The following is a 17418-nucleotide window of genomic DNA, read 5'->3' as shown; positions in this document are numbered from 1 at the left end:
GCGAGTAGCGAGTAGCGAGTAGCGAGTAGCGAGTAGCGAGTAGCGAGTAGCGAGTAGCGAGTAAATTTTGAAGGGTTGGCGTTTAACGTCAATCCTTTTTTATTGCCGATAGTTTGGTGTTTACTGAAAGAGATTCCCTACTCCTTCCTTCGTCAGTCTAGGGAATGACGGTTGCATTTAAGCCTGTACTACTGTCGTCATCCTCAAGAGTGAGGTACGAGCGAGTTGGGGATCTCTTACCTGCGAAGCTCTAAATAACAGACACAAAAAAGCGGAGCCAAATGGCTCCGCTTTTATCGATAGAATGCAAAAAGAATTACTTCTTAGTAAGCTTCTCTTTAATACGAGCTGACTTACCAGAACGCTCACGTAGGTAGTACAACTTGGCACGACGTACTGCACCACGGCGTTTAACTTCGATGCTATCAACCATTGGAGAGTGAGTTTGGAACGCACGCTCTACGCCTTCACCGTTCGAGATCTTACGAACTGTGAATGCAGAGTGTAGACCACGGTTACGAATAGCGATTACAACGCCTTCGAAAGCCTGTAGACGCTCACGGTCACCTTCTTTTACCTTAACCTGAACTACAACAGTGTCACCTGGTGCGAATTTAGGAAGGTCTGATTTTAGTTGCTCTTCTTCAAGAGCCTTGATGATGTTGCTCATTTGTATAAATTCCTAGAATAAACTGATACTAAATTTAATAGGTTACTGCTTGCTTTTCGTTAAGAGCGTTGCTCTTTAATGAATTCAGCCAGTAATTGTTCCTGTTCGTCAGTCAGAGCTAGGTTTTCCAGGAGTTCTGGTCTTCTTAGCCAAGTTCGGCCCAACGATTGTTTTAATCGCCAGCGACGAATATCCTTATGGTTTCCAGACTTGAGTACCGATGGCACATCTTTATCGTCTAGCACCTCAGGGCGCGTATAATGGGGACAATCTAGCAAACCATTTGCAAAAGAATCTTCTTCTGCTGAAGCGAAATCTCCAAGTACACCCGGAACAAACCGAGATACTGAATCAATCAGCGTCATGGCTGGCAGTTCGCCACCCGTCATCACAAAATCTCCAATCGACCATTCTTCGTCAACTTCAGATTGAATGATGCGCTCATCTACCCCTTCGTAGCGACCACAAATAAGAAGTAAATTCTCGTTTGTTGCCAGCTCTTCAACACCTTTCTGGTCGAGTTTACGACCTTGAGGTGAAAGATAGATAACTTTCGTCTTTCCCGGTGCTGCTTGCTTGGCCGTTGTGATAGCGTCGCGCAAAGGCTGAACCATCATTAACATGCCAGGACCACCACCGTAAGGTCTGTCATCAACAGTGCGATGTTTATCATGAGTGAAATCACGAGGATTCCATGTCTCAATAGATAAAAGACCTTTTTTAACCGCTTGACCTGTTACTCCAAAATCAGTAACAGAACGGAACATTTCAGGAAAAAGGCTAATAATGCCAACCCACATGTGTTCTCTCGCTCTGTAATTTGGAGTTAGAATCCAGGATCCCAGTCAACTTCGATCCGGCGAGCTTCGCGATCAACTTTCTTGATCACTTGCTCTTCAAGGTACGGTACTAACCGTTCCTTTTGGCCAAAAGCATCTTTAAGATTTGCTTTGATTACTAGAACATCGTTCGAGCCAGTTTCTAATAGGTCAGTGACCTCACCAAGGTCGTAACCTTTAGTGGTAAAAACTTGCATACCGAACAATTCGCGCCAGTAGAATTCATTTTCTGACAATTCAGGTAACGAAGCAGGGTCAATAGCAATTTCAAAGTTAGTCATCAGTTGCGCGTCTTCACGAACATCTAATCCCGCTAGCTTACATACATAACCTTGGCCATGACGTTTCCAGCTCTCAACTTTGTACTCAACCCACTTACCCTTTAGGTTTAAATACCAAGGGCTGTAATCAAATATGCTTTCAGCATTGTCTGTGTAGGAGAACACTTTGAGCCAGCCACGAATACCATAGGTAGACCCAAGTTTACCCATGACAATTCTATTATTTTGCTCGCTCATAGTTTCTTTACCCTTCATCGACATAAGCTATTTCTCTTTAAAAAAGAATTAAGCCGCTTTTTGAGCGTCTTTAACTAGCTTAGCTACACGATCAGATAGAGATGCGCCTTGACCAACCCAGTGGTTAACACGATCTAGGTCTAGACGTAGACCTTCTTCTTGACCTTGAGCTGTAGGGTTAAAGAAACCTACTTTCTCGATGAAACGGCCAGTTGCAGCGTTACGGCTATCCGCAACTACGATTTGATAAAATGGGCGCTTCTTTGCACCGTGACGTGCCAAACGAATGGTTACCATGTCGTCCTCTTTGCTTTCTTAATAAAATAATTAACCCCAAGTATAAGTAAATAGCTTGGGGTCTCGTGCCAAATTAAAGCCCCGGAATTTTACTCTTATTCCGGTGCAATGCAAGGGCTTTAGCTATTTTTTCACCAACATAGCTGCCGTACACTTTCTGTGACACGGCTAACACTATGAAAAGTAACGTAGCTAAAGCTTACATTTGTAGATTATCGACCAAACGGGTTAAAGCCACCACCCATTCCGCCCATACCTCCACCGCCGCCCATCATGCCTTGCATGTTGCGCATCATGCCTTTCATGCCACCTTTCTGCATCTTCTTCATCATCTTCTGCATTTGGGTGAACTGCTTAAGCATACGGTTTACATCTTGTACCTGTGTACCAGAACCAGCGGCAATACGCTTTTTGCGAGAGCCTTTGATTAGGTCAGGGCGTTGACGCTCTTTCATGGTCATAGAGTTGATGATCGCTTCCATTTGCTTGAACATCTTGTCATCAACTTTATCTTTAACGTTATCTGGTAGCTGAGACATGCCTGGAAGCTTATCCATCATGCCCATCATGCCGCCCATGTTTTGCATCTGACCTAGTTGTTCACGGAAGTCTTCAAGGTCAAAGCCTTTCTTCTCTTTGAACTTCTTAGCCAGTTTCTCTGCTTTCTCGGTATCAACGTTTTTCTGTAGGTCTTCAATAAGAGACAGTACGTCGCCCATACCTAAGATACGAGAAGCAACACGATCTGGGTGGAACGGTTCTAGTGCGTCAGTCTTTTCACCAACACCCAAGAATTTAATCGGCTTGCCTGTGATATGACGAACAGACAGAGCAGCACCACCACGCGCATCACCATCAACTTTCGTCAAGATAACACCGGTTAGTGGTAGCGCATCACCAAAGGCTTTTGCAGTGTTCGCAGCATCTTGACCTGTCATTGCATCAACAACGAACAGTGTCTCTACTGGTTTAATTGCAGTATGAAGCTCTTTGATCTCGCCCATCATCTCTTCATCGATAGCCAAACGACCCGCAGTATCGACAAGTAGCACGTCGTAGAATTTCTTCTTCGCGTGGTCGATTGCAGCGTTTGCAATATCAAGAGGTTTTTGATCAGCTGAAGATGGGAAGAAGTCTACGCCAACATCGCTTGCTAACGTTTCAAGCTGTTTGATTGCCGCTGGACGGTAAACGTCGGCAGACACAACCAAGACTTTCTTCTTGTCACGCTCAGTTAGAAGCTTAGATAGCTTACCTACCGATGTGGTTTTACCCGCACCTTGTAGACCCGCCATTAAGATAACGGCTGGCGGCTGCGCTGCTAGGTTAAGAGCCTCGTTAGACTCACCCATCACCGCTTCAAGTTCAGCTTGAACGATCTTAATGAATTCTTGACCAGGCGTTAGAGATTTAGAAACCTCAACACCCACAGCGCCTTCTTTTACGCGCTTAACAAAATCGCGGACAACGGGCAGTGCAACGTCGGCTTCAAGTAGCGCCATACGTACTTCACGCAGCGTCTCTTTAATATTGTCTTCGGTCAGACGACCTTTACCGCTGATGTTCTTCAGCGTTTTGGATAGACGATCCGTTAAATTATCAAACATAGTTTTCTCTTCGCTCAAAACTGCGACTATTACTGTGAGTATACATTAGCGCGGATTAGAGTCATACCCGTTGTAGAGCGTTAATCATCCGTGCTTGTGATGTGAGACATTATTCACTTGGAATTGAATGAGGTTCGCCATAGCCCCAAAGAGCGATGCGAGGTATAATTCGCCAATTAGTAATCATTAAAATGGATACCATGGACAGTCTTATTGCGATCGCAGCAGCCTTTCTTTATACAATGGCGATTTCCACGATCATTCCAGGTCTCGTGCACCAAACAGGAATCCGTGTAAAAACGGTGTTTATCAGCGCATTACTTGCTCTAGCTTTCCATGCTTGGTTGCTTGGCGATTTGATTTTTAATGCCAGTGGCCAAAACCTCAGTATCTTGAACGTTGCTTCATTAATCAGTTTAATCATATCTGTGGTAATGAGCGGTGCAATGCTCAAAACCCGCTTGTGGTTCATCTTGCCTGTTGTTTATAGTTTCGCAGCGCTTAACCTCATGGCAGCAACGTTTCTTCCAAGTACCTTCATCAAACATCTAGAGAATGACCCGAAACTGCTCGTACACATCTCTTTGGCCTTGTTCTCATACGCGACGCTGACTATCGGTGCGTTATACGCCTTGCAACTCGCGTGGCTTGATCACAAGCTTAAAAAGAAAAAAGCCTTAGTGATTAACCCTAACCTACCTCCTTTAATGATGGTAGAGAGACAGCTTTTCAAGATCATTCTGATTGGTAATGGTTTATTAACGGGTACTTTGCTGACTGGCCTTATCTTCGTACAAGATATGTTTGCTCAAGGAAAGGCGCACAAAGCGGTATTGTCTTTTATCGCTTGGGTTATCTACTCCATCCTTTTATGGGGTCACTACCAAAAAGGTTGGCGTGGACAGAAAGTCACTTGGTTCGCACTTGCCGGCGCCAGCATGCTCACATTGGCCTACTTCGGTAGCCGCTTCGTTCAGGAAATCATCCTGAACTAGTCTGTAAAATAAAGGCAAGGTCTCACACACCTTGCCTTTAAAATATTGAGTCCGTTAGATTCAATTGACATCTCGACCATGTTCGGTCATAAATTAATCAAGATACACAAATAGGAAAAGAATAGTTTTGGACGACATATCAACGGGTATCTTATTTGCGCTACTCGCGTGTCTCATTGTAATTTCTGGTTATTTCTCTGGTTCCGAAACGGGCATGATGTCCTTGAACCGCTACCGTTTAAAGCACTTGGCCAATACGGGTCATAAAGGTGCCAAACGCGTAGAAAAACTTCTGAACCGCCCAGACAGATTGATTGGCCTCATTCTCATCGGCAACAATCTCGTCAACATTCTTGCATCTGCGATCGCTACTATTCTTGGTATGCGCATCTACGGGGATATCGGTGTGGCTATCGCTACTGGTACCCTGACTCTCGTGATCCTCGTATTCGCCGAGGTAACCCCAAAGACTATCGCTTCTCTATTTCCTGAACGTGTCTCTTACGCCAGTAGCATCCTTTTGATGGTGCTGATGAAGGTACTGTCACCGTTGGTGATTTTAGTTAACTTCATTACCAATGGCTTCATTCGTATCTTAGGTGTCAAAGCCAGCCATGATGCAACCGACCACTTGAGCTCCGAAGAGCTTAGAACCGTGGTAAATGAAGCCGGTAGCTTAATCCCTCAACGTCACCAAGATATGTTGGTGTCTATTCTGGATTTAGAGCACGTCACCGTGAACGACATCATGGTGCCGCGTAATGAGATTACTGGTATCGACATCAATGACGACTGGAAATCGATCGTTCGTCAACTTACCCACTCGCCTCATGGTCGCGTAGTGCTGTACCGTGACCAAATAGATGAAGTGGTCGGCATGCTTAGGCTGCGTGAAGCTTACCGTCTGATGCTTGAAAAGAACGAATTCAATAAAGAAACCCTGTTGCGTGCCGCGGATGAGATCTACTTTATTCCTGAAGCGACACCACTCAATATTCAACTGCTTAAGTTTCAACGCAATAAGCAGCGCATCGGTTTGATTGTTGATGAGTATGGCGACATCAATGGTTTGGTTACATTAGAAGATATTCTAGAAGAGATCGTAGGTGAGTTTACCACCTCAATCACCCCAAGCTTATCTGAAGAGATTACTCCGCAAAGCGATGGCAGCTTCTTGATTGAAGGCAGTGCCAATATCCGAGATATCAACAAAGGCTTACAGTGGGCACTGCCTACCGATGGCCCAAGAACGCTGAATGGTTTGATACTGGAACATCTTGAAGATATTCCAGAGAGTCACCTGAGTGTTCAGGTTGCCAGCCACCCAATGGAAATTGTTGAGCTTGAAGAGAACCGCATTAAACTGGTTCGCGTGTTCCCACAGATCGTGAACGGCTAACTGAGTTATCACTGAATCTCTGTCTCGCCCTAAAATACGTTGACGAAAAAGGCCCGGTTCATTGAACCGGGCCTTTTAGTATCTAACTCGCCCTATCTAGGGTAGCTATCAATGACTAGTCGATCTTAAGCTCTTGCAGCATAGACTCTGGCAGTGCCAGTTCATCATTCTTGTTTACAGAGATGCCTGCAGCGATGATCGCATTCGCGATCTCTTTCGCTTCATCCAAAGAGTGCATTGCCGCGGTACCACATTGGTATTCGTTCAGCTCAGGGATCTTATTCTGGTTCTCAACTTTCAGTACGTCTTGCATCGCTGCCAACCAACCGTCAGCCACTTGTTGTTCTGTAGGCGTACCAATCAGGCTCATGTAGAAACCAGTGCGACAGCCCATCGGTGAGATATCGATGATCTCTACATCTGAACCGTTCAATTGATTACGCATGAAACCAGCATATAGGTGCTCTAGAGTATGGATACCTTTCTCAGATAGGATGTCTTTGTTTGGCGCAGTAAAACGCAGGTCAAACACAGTGATGGTATCCCCTTTTGGGGTTTGCATTGTTTTAGCAACACGAACGGCAGGTGCGTTCATGCGTGTGTGATCAACAGTGAAACTATCTAATAAAGGCATTGCTCTTCTCCATGACGGCTGGCTTTAGAAAAACCAGCTTCGATTGTCTTCTAGTTCTTTGCGGCACTGTTTCAGCTGCCATCCATAATCTTTTGCTTGCTGTTCGACTTTGCGCGCCACCTTAATTAGCGATGGCTTGCTGTTGTATGACTTGCGCTTATAACCACCACGGCCTTCATGATAAGCCAGGTATTGGTTATATGGGTCCCATAGTGAGATGCCCAATTGACGACGCGTCTCGCTGGTATACCAACCGATGAACATCAATGCATCATCAAAGTTGGTTCTTGAACCACCGTTATTGGTCGCCTTTTGGAAGTCTTCCCAAGCAGGATCTTGAGCTTGTGCATAACCGTAGGCACTGCTTACACGCCCCCACGGTATAAAGCCAAGAATGTAATCTTTAGGTGGGCGCGCATCATGACGATAGCTACTCTCTTGTTTCACAAAAGCCATCGCAACGTTAATCGGCGTTCCCCATTCTTCTTGCATATCCAAGGCATCTTCATACCATGAAGGGTGCTCTCGAAAGATGCTACACAAATTATCTTGCTGCTTTGGCGGTGGCGTTGCACATCCAACCAACAGGCTAGAGACAACACCAACAGTCACTACAGGTAACCATTTACTACTCACTCGAGTAGGCTGACCTAATAAGGCTTGCTTCCTTTCCACCAAAGTCTCGCTATGCTTTTAAATACGAAAAATAATCCGCTAAGAAGCTATCAAAATCTTGAGTGCTTGCTTCTTCACTTTGTTGCTGAGCAATCACAGAACGTTGAACTTCTGCTTCCATCAACTCAGCTGAATATACTTTGTATTGGTGCGCTTTGTGTTGCTGAGCGTACGTTTTACCTAACGCGCAACCCACTTTACCTAAGCCGCCCAATTTTTTGGTCTCTTCTAGCAACTGGCCAGAAATAGTTAGCTCAGGGTTATCAATCCAAGCCTCAAGCGTATCGCATGTTTCTTGGTATGCACGACCACCTTGTTCAGCGTCCATCATCTCGGCAATAGAGCGTAGATCTTTAAATACACGCTTCGCCCAATCTTGCAGAGACAAGCGCTCGCCATGACAACCGATTTGCAGCTCTAGACCAACCTGACGACCTTGTAGGATCACCTTGTTCCAGTTATCGCGCCAGCATTCAAGCTCGCAGTTATCCATCTCAGCAGAGTCCGTTAGCACACTCCACGTTAGGAACAAGTCTAGGAAGCGAACCTGCTGCTCATTGATACCAATTGAGCTGAATGGGTTTACATCTAAAGAACGAACCTCAATGTACTCAACACCACCGCGTGCCAATGCTTCAGATGGTTTCTCACCACTCTTCGCCACACGCTTAGGGCGGATTGGAGCGTAAAGCTCATTTTCAATTTGCAGTACGTTGCTATTCAACTGACGGTATTCACCATCAACCTTAGTGCCAATCTCGGCAAATTCTTCTGATGGTGTGCGAATCGCTTGATTCAAACCTTCAAGGTATTGGTCTAGGCTGTTGAAACCAATCTTCAACACACTTTGCGCACTGTTCGTGTAGCCAAGGTCGCTCAGGCGCAGTGCCGTTGCTTTTGGCAGATACAGTGTCTCGCCAATCTTTTCAAAAGGCAGGTTTGTCTCTCTTCCTTTGATGAAAGAAGAACATAGCGCAGGTGAAGCACCGAAGAAGTATGGGATTAACCAACCAAAGCGGTAGTAGTTACGAATCAAACCAAAGTAAGCATCTGACTTAGATTCACAACGCGCTTCTTCAGTTTGCTCTCCAAACAGGCTATCCCAAAAGCTTTCTGGGAAAGAGAAGTTGAAGTGAACACCAGAGATAATCTGCATCAGGCTACCGTAACGACGTTTTAGGCCTTCACGATATAGGGTCTTCATCTTACCGTTATTCGAGGTGCCGTATTGCGCTAGCTGAATGTAATCTTCACTACCAACATAACAAGGCATAGAAAGCGGCCATAGTTTTTCGCCGTCTAACTTGGTTTGCGTGAAGTGGTGGATATCAGACAACTGATTCAAAAGCGTCGGAACGTCGTTAGAAACAGGCGTGATAAATTCCAGTAGCGACTCAGAGAAATCGGTCGTTACCCATTCGTTCATCAACGCAGATCCCAAAGCCTCAGGGTGCGGCCCAGTAGCAAGGTGCCCATCTTCCGTGTAGCGTAATGTTTCCCTTTCAACACCACGACCAAATTGAGAGAAGGTCTTAGGGTTGGTTGCAACTTGCTTTAGTCGCGCAGCAAAATCAGTCAAAATTCAGTTCACTTATCTTATATTGTTCTGATTAGAACTATCATAAATTAGGTTGGAGGAGAAAAGTAGAGTCTCTTCCCTCCCCCTTTAATGTGTACTCTAACGAATGATTTCAAGCTCTTCTATTGGAATATCTAACTTTTCTAATTGCGGGCGAAGCGAAGTCGCGTCACCAACAACGATTATTTGATAATCATTCGGGTCAAACCATTTCTTAGATAGCTCGTTTAAGGTCTCTTTTGAAACCGTTTCAACTATCTGATTACGCTGTTGTAGGTAATCTTCATCAAGGCTCAATGCAACAATATTACTCAACAACCCCGCCTTTTGACTTGGCGTTTCGTATTTAAGTGCATCTTGTTGACCGACGGCAAGGCGCATAAATTTCACCTCTTCGTCAGTTAATCCACTTTGGCTAAACTCATTCAGCTCATTAATAAACTCTTGAATCGATGGAACCGTCGCATTCGCCCTTACCTGCGCGCTAAATACCACTGCGCCAGTTTCACGAGTACTTGCGAAGTAACCGCTTGCACCGTAAGTGTAGGCTTTGTCTTCACGTAGGTTCTGGTTGATACGGCTATTGAAGTTGCCCGCTAAGTTAAAGTTAGCTAACTGGCTCAAATACAATTCGCCCGTCGCATCAAACGGCAGGCCCTTACGAACCAAGCGAACAATGCTTTGCGGCGCACCCGGTTTATCAACTAAGTACAGGTGCTGACCAGAAAGCTCTTTAACGATCTGTGGACGCGTTAATGGTGCCGCATCGCCTTGCCACTCTTCAAAGAATTGTAGCTGTTTCCCTACCTCTTTCTTCGAGATGTCTCCCACCACAACAATATTGGCACCTTCTGGTGTGTAATGTTGCGCATAGAATTTTTTCACATCGTCTAAGGTCAATTTCGATAGAGATTCCTTAGTACCATCACTTGCACGAGCAAAAACAGTGTCACCAAACAGCACTTCACGGGTTGCTTGAGAAGCCATCCAGCTTGGCTGCTGATGCTGATACACAACGCCTTCTAGCATCTGTTTCTTAACGCGCTCAAAATCTTGCTCATCGAACTTAGGATCGAATAGAACCTCTTGCACAATCGCTAAGGTTTGAGGCAAGTTTTTCTCTAGCGTCGAGACTGAAATATCTGTGGTGTAGCTGCCCGCACTAATGCTCACGCTGCTACCAAGTTTATCTAAGGTCGCTTGTAACTCTTCAACGGTTCGTTTAGTTGAGCCTTCTTCCATCATCGAAGCCGTTAGGTTCGCTAGGCCTTCTTGCCCTTTGCGAACATAGCGTTCGCCTGCAGGCAATTGAATTTGCAGCTGTACTGTCGGCGTTTCACTGGTCACGGTACCAATTAAGTCAGTGCCATTTGCAAAGTGCATGCGGTACAACTCAGGCATGGTCGCCTCAACACCAAAGTTCACTTCTGGCATCACACTGCGATCAAAGGTATCCGGTGCCTTTCTGAAATCCAGTTGATCTTCCGTCACCTTGCTGTATTCCGGCAACGTACGTGGTGGCGTGGTAAAGGTCGCTTCACGAACCGCCAAATCGAGCTTTTTCTTAGGAACCACACTCAAGGTAACCTTGTGCTTACCTTCGATGAAATCTTGGTATGCCTTGCTCACGCTCTCAGGCGTCACCGCTCGGATTTGATCGAGTTGTGATTCAATGCGATCAGGCTGACCATAGAAGGTTTGGTTCGACGCGAGTTGCGACACCTTACCTTTAACGCTTTGCAATGCAAAAACAGCATTCGCTTCGGCCATGCCAGTGATCTGGTCTAAACGCTCTTGCTCAACGCCCTCTTTCGAGAATTGCTCCAGGGTATCCATAAGCTCTTTATTGAGAACCGTCAAATCGCCTTTTTCACCTGAGTTGCCCATTGCATACACGTACATGGTACACGCCAACTCAGCACAATCATGGAAAGAGCCAGCGCTGACGGCCTTCTGCGTTTTTACGAGGTTTTGATATAGGTAACTGTTGGTACCTGAACCTAACACGTTAGACAATGCATTCAGTGAAGCTTGCGTCTCTTCACCGCGATACGTTGTTGGCCACCCCACCAGCACCATCGGCTGACGAATATTGTCTTCTAAGGTGATGTATTTATCTTCTGTTAGAACAGCAGGTTGCTTCTCTGCCGCCTTCACTTCAGGGCCTTGAGGAATTGAACCAAAGTACTTGTTAACCCATTCTAGCGTGTCATCAACGTCGATATCACCACCAATCGTTAACACGGCATTGTTTGGGCCGTACCAACGCAGGAAGAACGCTTTAAGATCATTCACGTCAACACGGTCAAGATCTTCAACATAGCCGATTGGTTGCCAAGAGTAAGGGTGACCTTCAGGGTAAAGCGCTTCGCCCATGCGTTCCCACATCAAGCCGTAAGGACGATTTTCGTAGCTCTGCGCTCGCTCGTTCTTGACCGTGCCTCTTTGAACCTCAAATTTCTTCTGAGAAACAGCATCCAACAAGAAGCCCATTCGGTCTGATTCTAACCACAACATTTTCTCAAGTTGGTTAGAAGGAACAGTTTCAAAATAGTTGGTGCGGTCACGGTTGGTCGTGCCGTTTAACGAGCCACCCGCTTCGGTAATGATCTTAAAGTGCTGTTGGTCACCAACGTTCTCTGAACCCTGGAACATCATGTGCTCAAAGAAGTGAGCAAATCCCGACTTGCCTATCTCTTCACGTGCTGAACCGACGTGATAAGTTACATCAACATGCACCAACGGATCGGAATCATCAGGGGAAAGAATAACTGTCAGACCGTTTTCAAGCTGATACTTGGTGTAAGGAATCACTACTTTATCTTTAGAGGGCTTAACCTCTTCTAACAGAGTGACACCTTCAGGTAACGAGGAAAAGAAGGGCGTTGAGCTAGGTACATTGTAAGAACAGCCAGCAATGGCGATAAGAGAAAATGTACCAAGTAAAACCTTTTTCATAGGTTCTCCTTAGAAAAAACCGAAGTAGATAGCAGCAAGTAAGCTATAGCGAGCGGCTTTGCCAATCGCTATCAAAATAACGCTAGGGATGAATTTCATTCTTAGCCAACCCGCAGCGAGACACAAAGGGTCACCAATGATCGGTAACCAACTAAATAACAGTGTCCAGTAGCCATAGCGACTCAGCCAAGCCATAGCCTTATGACCATGCTTTTCAGATTGAGTTCGATTAGGCAACCACAAACCAATCCAATAGTTAGTCAGGCCGCCTAAGGTATTGCCTAATGTCGCCACTAGAATGATCGATGAGGTTGAAAACTGATCTAAGCTCAATGCAGCCACAAGGCTAGCTTCTGAACCACCGGGTAGTAACGTGGCACTCAAGAAGCCACTGATGAAGAGTACCCACAGCGCCGAGTCCGAGAACCACAGCGCGATATTTTCAAAAAGGGAGTTAAAAAATTCTAACACTGCCTATCAACTTTCTTGCATTTTAAGTAGCACCTTGCCTCTGGTGTGTCCGGTTTCAACCTGCAGGTGCGCCGACTGCGCCTCGTCTAACTGGTAGATACCTTGAATTTCTGTTTTGAGCAATCCGACACTGACCATGTAAAGCATGGTGTCCATTTGCTCAGGGTTTGGTTCAACCAGCATGCCTGATGCAGTAAAACCTAATAGTGTTGCTTTCTCACAGATAAGTTCTGCAGATAGAGTCGGTACTGTCACTACTCGCGCGCCATCTTTTAGGCACTTCAATGCATCAAGCGCGGTATCGCCACCGACCAAATCAATCAACACATCGACATCAGATACTCTTTCTGATGCTGGCGCAAACTTATAGTTAATCGCGTGAGCACCTAGCGTCGCAAGGTAATCAAGATTGGCTTCGCTGCAGGTTGTGTAAACCTCAGCTTTTGCTGCCACTGCAATTTGAACCGCAAGGTGACCAACGCCGCCCGCGCCCGCTAAAATAAGCACGCGGTCGCCTTCTTTCACTTCGGCTTTGTTGAGCGCTTGTGCCGCTGTTTGACTCGCAAGTGGTAATGCAGCTGCCGCTTCTAGAGTGACAGAATCAGGAACCATACTTAATGCAGCTTCTGGAACACACACATATTGGCTGTAACCGCCACCTTGCAGTGGAAAACCAATAAAGCCAGCCACGTTATCACCAACAGTAAAGCGTTCAGCCTGTTCGCCTAGCGAGACAATTTGCCCTGAAATATCGTAGCCAGGCACCCAAGGCAGGTTATCTTTGTTTTGTGCTGCCGCCCAACCAAGACCCGCTCGGGTTTTGACATCAATCGGATTAATGCCTGAAAAGGAAACTTTAACCACCACTTCTCCAGCCTTAGGCTCAGGGATCGCACTGGTTTGAATACTTAGGTTTTCGACGCCGCCGAATTGAGTAATCGCAATCTGTTTATTTTCCATTTCCACATTTCCTTGATTGATAAAAGCCCTAGTGAGCAAGCACCCTAATTAATAAAAAGAAAGGGATGCGAAAGCATCCCTTTGACTATAAACCATTTAATAAGGCTAAGTTAACCGCTCATTCGTAAATTGACGACCAATTAACGTAACGATACATGACCCAGCAAATCCACTAGCCCACGAGAGCTAATAGAATACCCGCCGCAACCGCACTACCAAGTACACCGGCTACGTTCGGGCCCATTGCATGCATCAACAAGAAGTTCTGAGGGTTTGCCTCAAGACCAACCTTGTTCACAACACGTGCCGCCATTGGAACCGCTGATACGCCAGCTGCGCCAATCAGTGGGTTGATGTCCTCTTTCGAGAATCGGTTCAACACCTTAGCCATCAATACACCACCCGCCGTACCGATACTGAACGCGACCGCACCTAAACCTAGAATACCCAATGTTTCTAAGTTCAAGAACGTATCCGCTTGAAGCTTAGAACCAACCCCTAGACCTAGGAAAATAGTTACAACGTTAATCAGTTCGTTTTGAGCTGTTTTTGAAAGGCGATCAACCACACCCGCTTCACGCATTAAGTTACCCAAACAGAACATACCAACTAGAGGTGTTGCTGAAGGTAGGAACAAAATCGTCATCAATAGTACAGCAAGCGGGAAAAGAATCTTCTCGGCTTTGCTAACGTGACGAAGTTGAGCCATCTTAATTTTGCGCTCTTCAGGAGACGTTAACGCTTTCATGATTGGTGGCTGAATGATCGGAACCAAAGCCATGTAGCTATAAGCCGCTACTGCAATGGCACCTAAAAGGTCCGGAGATAACTTACTCGCCAAGAAGATCGCAGTTGGGCCATCGGCACCACCAATGATCGCAATTGACGAAGCATCGGCCATCGAGAACTCCATTCCTGGAACGTAGTTCAGCAAGATCGCGCCAAATAGCGTCGCGAAGATACCAAACTGAGCCGCAGCCCCTAGCCACAACGTTTTAGGGTTCGCAATCAACGCACCGAAGTCCGTCATCGCACCAACACCCATAAAGATCAGCAGTGGGAAAATACCTGTCTCAATACCAATGTAGTAGACGTAGTAGAGCAAACCACCTGGATCAGTAAACCCAGCATTTGGAATGTTTGCTAATACAGCACCAAAACCAATAGGCAGTAGAAGTAACGGTTCAAATCCTTTACGAATTGCCAAAAACAACAGTAAGCAACCAACCAGCATCATACAGATCTGGCCGAACTCAAAGTTCGCAATCCCTGTTTCAGACCATAAGGTCATCAATCCTTCCATGGTACTCCCTTACGCTAAGCTTAGTAGTGGAGCGCCTACAGTAACTGCATCGCCTTCTTTAACATTCAATTCTTGAACGATACCACCACGAGCAGCACGAACTTCCGTTTCCATCTTCATCGCTTCTAGGATTAGTAGAACGTCGCCTTCAGAAACCTCAGTACCCGCCTGAACGTTTACTTTAAAGATGTTACCCGCCAATGGAGCTGGAACCGCTTCAGCGTCAGACGCTGCTACTGGTGCAGCCTGAGCAGGTTTTGCAGATGGCGCCACCGATGTCAGTTCACCTTGTGGGCCAACTTCAACATCGTAAACTTGACCATCAACCTTCACGCTGTAGCTTTCAATACCACCAGAAGCTTGTACAGGAGCTGCAGCAACTGGAGCCGCAACTTCTAGCGTTGGTGCAGGTTCAAATGCTTCAGGATTACGACGGTTCTTAAGGAACTTAAGACCCACTTGTGGGAAGAGCGCGTAAGTCAGTACATCATCAACCGTATCTTCAGCTAGAGAGATACCCTCTGATTTCGCTTTCTCTAACAGATCCGTCGTTAACGTATCCATTTCAGACTTAAGTAAATCAGCAGGACGACAAGTAATCGGCTCTGCACCGTCTAGAACTTTCGCTTGCAGTTCAGCATCAACTTCAGCAGGAGCTTGACCGTATTCACCTTTCAGTAAACCAGCAGTCTCTTTCGTGATGCTCTTATAGCGTTCGCCCGTTAAGACGTTAATAACCGCTTGAGTACCGACAATCTGAGAAGTTGGTGTTACTAAAGGAATGTAACCAAGCTCTTTACGTACGCGTGGGATCTCTTCTAGAACTTCATCCATGCGATCGGCGGCGCCTTGCTCTTTAAGCTGGCCTTCCATGTTAGTTAACATTCCGCCAGGAACTTGAGCGATTAAGATGCGAGAATCGACACCTTTTAGCTGACCTTCCCATTTCGCGTACTTTTTACGTACATCACGGAAGTAAGCCGCGATGGGTTCGATTTGGTCTAGTTTAAGATTCGTGTCGCGCTCTGTACCTTCTAACATCGCAACAACCGTTTCGGTTGGCGTATGACCGTAAGTACAGCTCATTGAAGAAATAGCGGTATCTAGAATGTCGATACCCGCTTCAACGGCTTTAACCGCTGTTGCAGTCGATAGACCAGTTGTCGCGTGGCTATGCAGTGCTAGAGGAACGTCACACGATGCTTTGATACGTGTAATCAGCTCTTCTGCTTCATACGGCTTTAATAAACCTGACATATCTTTGATACATAGTGAGTGACAACCTAGGTCCTCTAGGCGCTTAGCCAAATCAACCCAAGTATCTGAATTGTGGACCGGACTGGTTGTGTAAGACAACGTACCTTGAGCGTGGCCACCAACGTCGATCGTTGCTTTCACTGCTTTTTCAAAGTTACGCACGTCATTCATCGCATCAAAGATACGGAATACGTCCATGCCGTTTTTATGGGCACGTTCAACAAATTTTTCTACTACATCATCCGCGTAGTGACGGTAGCCCAATAGGTTTTGACCACGCAGTAGCATCTGCATTGGTGTGTTTGGCATCGCTTTTTTCAGCTCACGCAAACGCTCCCATGGATCCTCGCCAAGAAAACGGATACACGAATCAAACGTCGCGCCGCCCCAAGTCTCAAGTGACCAGTAACCGACTTTATCCAGTTCTGCCGCAATTGGCAGCATATCTTCGATACGCATACGAGTAGCAAATAGTGACTGGTGCGCGTCACGAAGTACCACATCTGTGATAGCTAGTGGTTTAGACATGCTCATAAACTCCTTTTTAATCCTTTAAATACTACTTAGCAGTAGACGCACGGTATTGATGAACCGCGGCCGAAATTGCAGCCACTACCTGTGGACTAACAGCTGAAGGGTTTGATTGTGATTTTTGAATTTTTTTAGGTGCTGCGATCGGCTCTGGTACTTCTTCTGGTACCAGTTTTGACATCAACCGAACGAGGTAAACTAGAATAGTTAGGAAAATAAAGACAACGGACATCCCCGTTATCATTAGAGTCGCCGCATCTCCTAGCAGGCTTCCAATATTAGTCATGTTGCTTCCTTTCTTCGTCATCCTGACATACGTGCAGGATTTCAGCGAATAGTGATCCCGACCCATGGATTATCTCGATTGGTAAAAGTTTGTCAATTTTGTTTAAGGTTCTGTTACGGATAACGCACACATAAGGTTAATTATTCGCCTATCAGATCACATAAATCTGTCAAATACGTCATTTTTAGATATTTAAACTGTGACTTAAACGGGGCTTTTCTGGGAATTGATATGAGAAAGGTGGAATAACAAAGAAGCAATCAAGAACTACTTTAAATACAACAAGTTAAACAACGAACAAATTTAACATTGTCGCAACAAATTTGCAGCAGACATAAAAAAAGCCTCGTATAAACGAGGCTTTTTCTAATAATGTGGCGCGCTCTGGAGGATTCGAACCTCCGACCGCCTGGTTCGTAGCCAGGTACTCTATCCAGCT

16 protein-coding genes are annotated in these 17418 nt (G+C 45.8%); 2 read left to right on the top strand and 14 right to left on the bottom strand.

What is annotated here, in order from left to right; genetic code table 11:
- Nucleotides 1-316 precede the first annotated feature (316 nt).
- The 5 genes from rplS to ffh form a co-directional block, all read right to left on the bottom strand.
- Nucleotides 317-670: a 50S ribosomal protein L19 gene (gene rplS, locus AB6F11_RS18155; RefSeq protein ID WP_004735514.1), complete on the bottom strand. Its 354-nt coding sequence runs from the start codon at nt 668-670 to the stop codon at nt 317-319.
- A gap of 59 nt (nt 671-729) precedes the next feature.
- Nucleotides 730-1470, bottom strand: a complete 741-nt coding sequence (gene trmD / locus AB6F11_RS18150; RefSeq protein WP_017061056.1) for a tRNA (guanosine(37)-N1)-methyltransferase TrmD — start codon at nt 1468-1470, stop codon at nt 730-732.
- Between the two features lie 26 nt (nt 1471-1496).
- Nucleotides 1497-2051 (bottom strand): ribosome maturation factor RimM, encoded by a 555-nt coding sequence (rimM, locus tag AB6F11_RS18145; protein ID WP_102394020.1) that lies wholly within the window; start codon nt 2049-2051, stop codon nt 1497-1499.
- 24 nt (nt 2052-2075) lie between these two features.
- Nucleotides 2076-2324, bottom strand: coding sequence for a 30S ribosomal protein S16 (rpsP, locus tag AB6F11_RS18140; RefSeq protein WP_004410028.1), 249 nt, complete (start codon nt 2322-2324; stop codon nt 2076-2078).
- 212 nt (nt 2325-2536) lie between these two features.
- Nucleotides 2537-3931, bottom strand: a complete 1395-nt coding sequence (gene ffh / locus AB6F11_RS18135) for a signal recognition particle protein (protein ID WP_010435884.1) — start codon at nt 3929-3931, stop codon at nt 2537-2539.
- A 200-nt stretch (nt 3932-4131) separates the two neighbouring features.
- On the opposite strand from ffh, the gene AB6F11_RS18130 reads away from it, so the two are divergent.
- Entirely contained in the window at nt 4132-4926 is a 795-nt protein-coding gene (locus tag AB6F11_RS18130; protein WP_019825854.1) for an inner membrane protein YpjD, read from the top strand.
- Between the two features lie 127 nt (nt 4927-5053).
- On the top strand, nt 5054-6325 hold the full coding sequence (locus AB6F11_RS18125; RefSeq protein WP_017068872.1) for an HlyC/CorC family transporter: 1272 nt from the start codon (nt 5054-5056) through the stop codon (nt 6323-6325).
- 115 nt (nt 6326-6440) lie between these two features.
- Here AB6F11_RS18125 and luxS read toward each other — a convergent pair whose 3' ends face one another.
- The 9 genes from luxS to AB6F11_RS18080 all read right to left on the bottom strand — a co-directional run bounded on the left by luxS (nt 6441) and on the right by AB6F11_RS18080 (nt 16979).
- Nucleotides 6441-6959 carry an S-ribosylhomocysteine lyase gene (gene luxS, locus AB6F11_RS18120; protein WP_017056597.1) on the bottom strand — a complete coding sequence of 173 codons (519 nt, stop codon included), beginning with the start codon at nt 6957-6959 and terminating at the stop codon, nt 6441-6443.
- Nucleotides 6960-6983: 24 nt separating this feature from the next.
- Entirely contained in the window at nt 6984-7634 is a 651-nt protein-coding gene (locus AB6F11_RS18115) for a hypothetical protein (RefSeq protein WP_017629422.1), read from the bottom strand.
- Between the two features lie 10 nt (nt 7635-7644).
- The gene (gene gshA, locus AB6F11_RS18110) at nt 7645-9213 is read right to left on the bottom strand and encodes a glutamate--cysteine ligase (protein WP_017063229.1); all 1569 of its coding nucleotides are present in this window, start codon (nt 9211-9213) and stop codon (nt 7645-7647) included.
- 99 nt (nt 9214-9312) lie between these two features.
- The gene (locus AB6F11_RS18105) at nt 9313-12171 is read right to left on the bottom strand and encodes a pitrilysin family protein (RefSeq protein WP_017063228.1); all 2859 of its coding nucleotides are present in this window, start codon (nt 12169-12171) and stop codon (nt 9313-9315) included.
- A 9-nt stretch (nt 12172-12180) separates the two neighbouring features.
- Entirely contained in the window at nt 12181-12642 is a 462-nt protein-coding gene (locus tag AB6F11_RS18100; RefSeq protein ID WP_017059555.1) for a YqaA family protein, read from the bottom strand.
- Nucleotides 12643-12648: 6 nt separating this feature from the next.
- Nucleotides 12649-13602: an NADP-dependent oxidoreductase gene (locus AB6F11_RS18095; RefSeq protein WP_017065778.1), complete on the bottom strand. Its 954-nt coding sequence runs from the start codon at nt 13600-13602 to the stop codon at nt 12649-12651.
- 172 nt (nt 13603-13774) lie between these two features.
- The gene (locus AB6F11_RS18090) at nt 13775-14905 is read right to left on the bottom strand and encodes a sodium ion-translocating decarboxylase subunit beta (RefSeq protein ID WP_019825842.1); all 1131 of its coding nucleotides are present in this window, start codon (nt 14903-14905) and stop codon (nt 13775-13777) included.
- Between the two features lie 9 nt (nt 14906-14914).
- A complete protein-coding gene (gene oadA, locus AB6F11_RS18085) occupies nt 14915-16690 on the bottom strand; it encodes a sodium-extruding oxaloacetate decarboxylase subunit alpha (RefSeq protein WP_017059560.1) in 1776 nt (591 codons plus the stop codon).
- Between the two features lie 31 nt (nt 16691-16721).
- Nucleotides 16722-16979 carry an oxaloacetate decarboxylase subunit gamma gene (locus AB6F11_RS18080; RefSeq protein WP_004741884.1) on the bottom strand — a complete coding sequence of 86 codons (258 nt, stop codon included), beginning with the start codon at nt 16977-16979 and terminating at the stop codon, nt 16722-16724.
- Between the last annotated feature and the right edge of the window lie 439 nt (nt 16980-17418).

This window comes from Vibrio sp. 10N.247.311.14 (assembly GCF_041467715.1).
Lineage (GTDB): Bacteria > Pseudomonadota > Gammaproteobacteria > Enterobacterales > Vibrionaceae > Vibrio > Vibrio crassostreae_C.
This window is presented reverse-complemented; position numbering and strand designations above follow the sequence as displayed.

Bases quoted from the DNA above. Each gene is read 5' to 3' on its own strand.
- oadA (WP_017059560.1), bottom strand. From the start codon at position 16,690: ATGTCTAAACCACTAGCTATCACAGATGTGGTACTTCGTGACGCGCAC.
- AB6F11_RS18080 (WP_004741884.1), bottom strand. From the start codon at position 16,979: ATGACTAATATTGGAAGCCTGCTAGGAGATGCGGCGACTCTAATGATA.
- ffh (WP_010435884.1), bottom strand. From the start codon at position 3,931: ATGTTTGATAATTTAACGGATCGTCTATCCAAAACGCTGAAGAACATC.
- AB6F11_RS18105 (WP_017063228.1), bottom strand. From the start codon at position 12,171: ATGAAAAAGGTTTTACTTGGTACATTTTCTCTTATCGCCATTGCTGGC.
- AB6F11_RS18130 (WP_019825854.1), top strand. From the start codon at position 4,132: ATGGACAGTCTTATTGCGATCGCAGCAGCCTTTCTTTATACAATGGCG.
- rimM (WP_102394020.1), bottom strand. From the start codon at position 2,051: ATGTCGATGAAGGGTAAAGAAACTATGAGCGAGCAAAATAATAGAATT.
- rpsP (WP_004410028.1), bottom strand. From the start codon at position 2,324: ATGGTAACCATTCGTTTGGCACGTCACGGTGCAAAGAAGCGCCCATTT.
- AB6F11_RS18095 (WP_017065778.1), bottom strand. From the start codon at position 13,602: ATGGAAAATAAACAGATTGCGATTACTCAATTCGGCGGCGTCGAAAAC.
- rplS (WP_004735514.1), bottom strand. From the start codon at position 670: ATGAGCAACATCATCAAGGCTCTTGAAGAAGAGCAACTAAAATCAGAC.
- luxS (WP_017056597.1), bottom strand. From the start codon at position 6,959: ATGCCTTTATTAGATAGTTTCACTGTTGATCACACACGCATGAACGCA.
- trmD (WP_017061056.1), bottom strand. From the start codon at position 1,470: ATGTGGGTTGGCATTATTAGCCTTTTTCCTGAAATGTTCCGTTCTGTT.
- AB6F11_RS18090 (WP_019825842.1), bottom strand. From the start codon at position 14,905: ATGGAAGGATTGATGACCTTATGGTCTGAAACAGGGATTGCGAACTTT.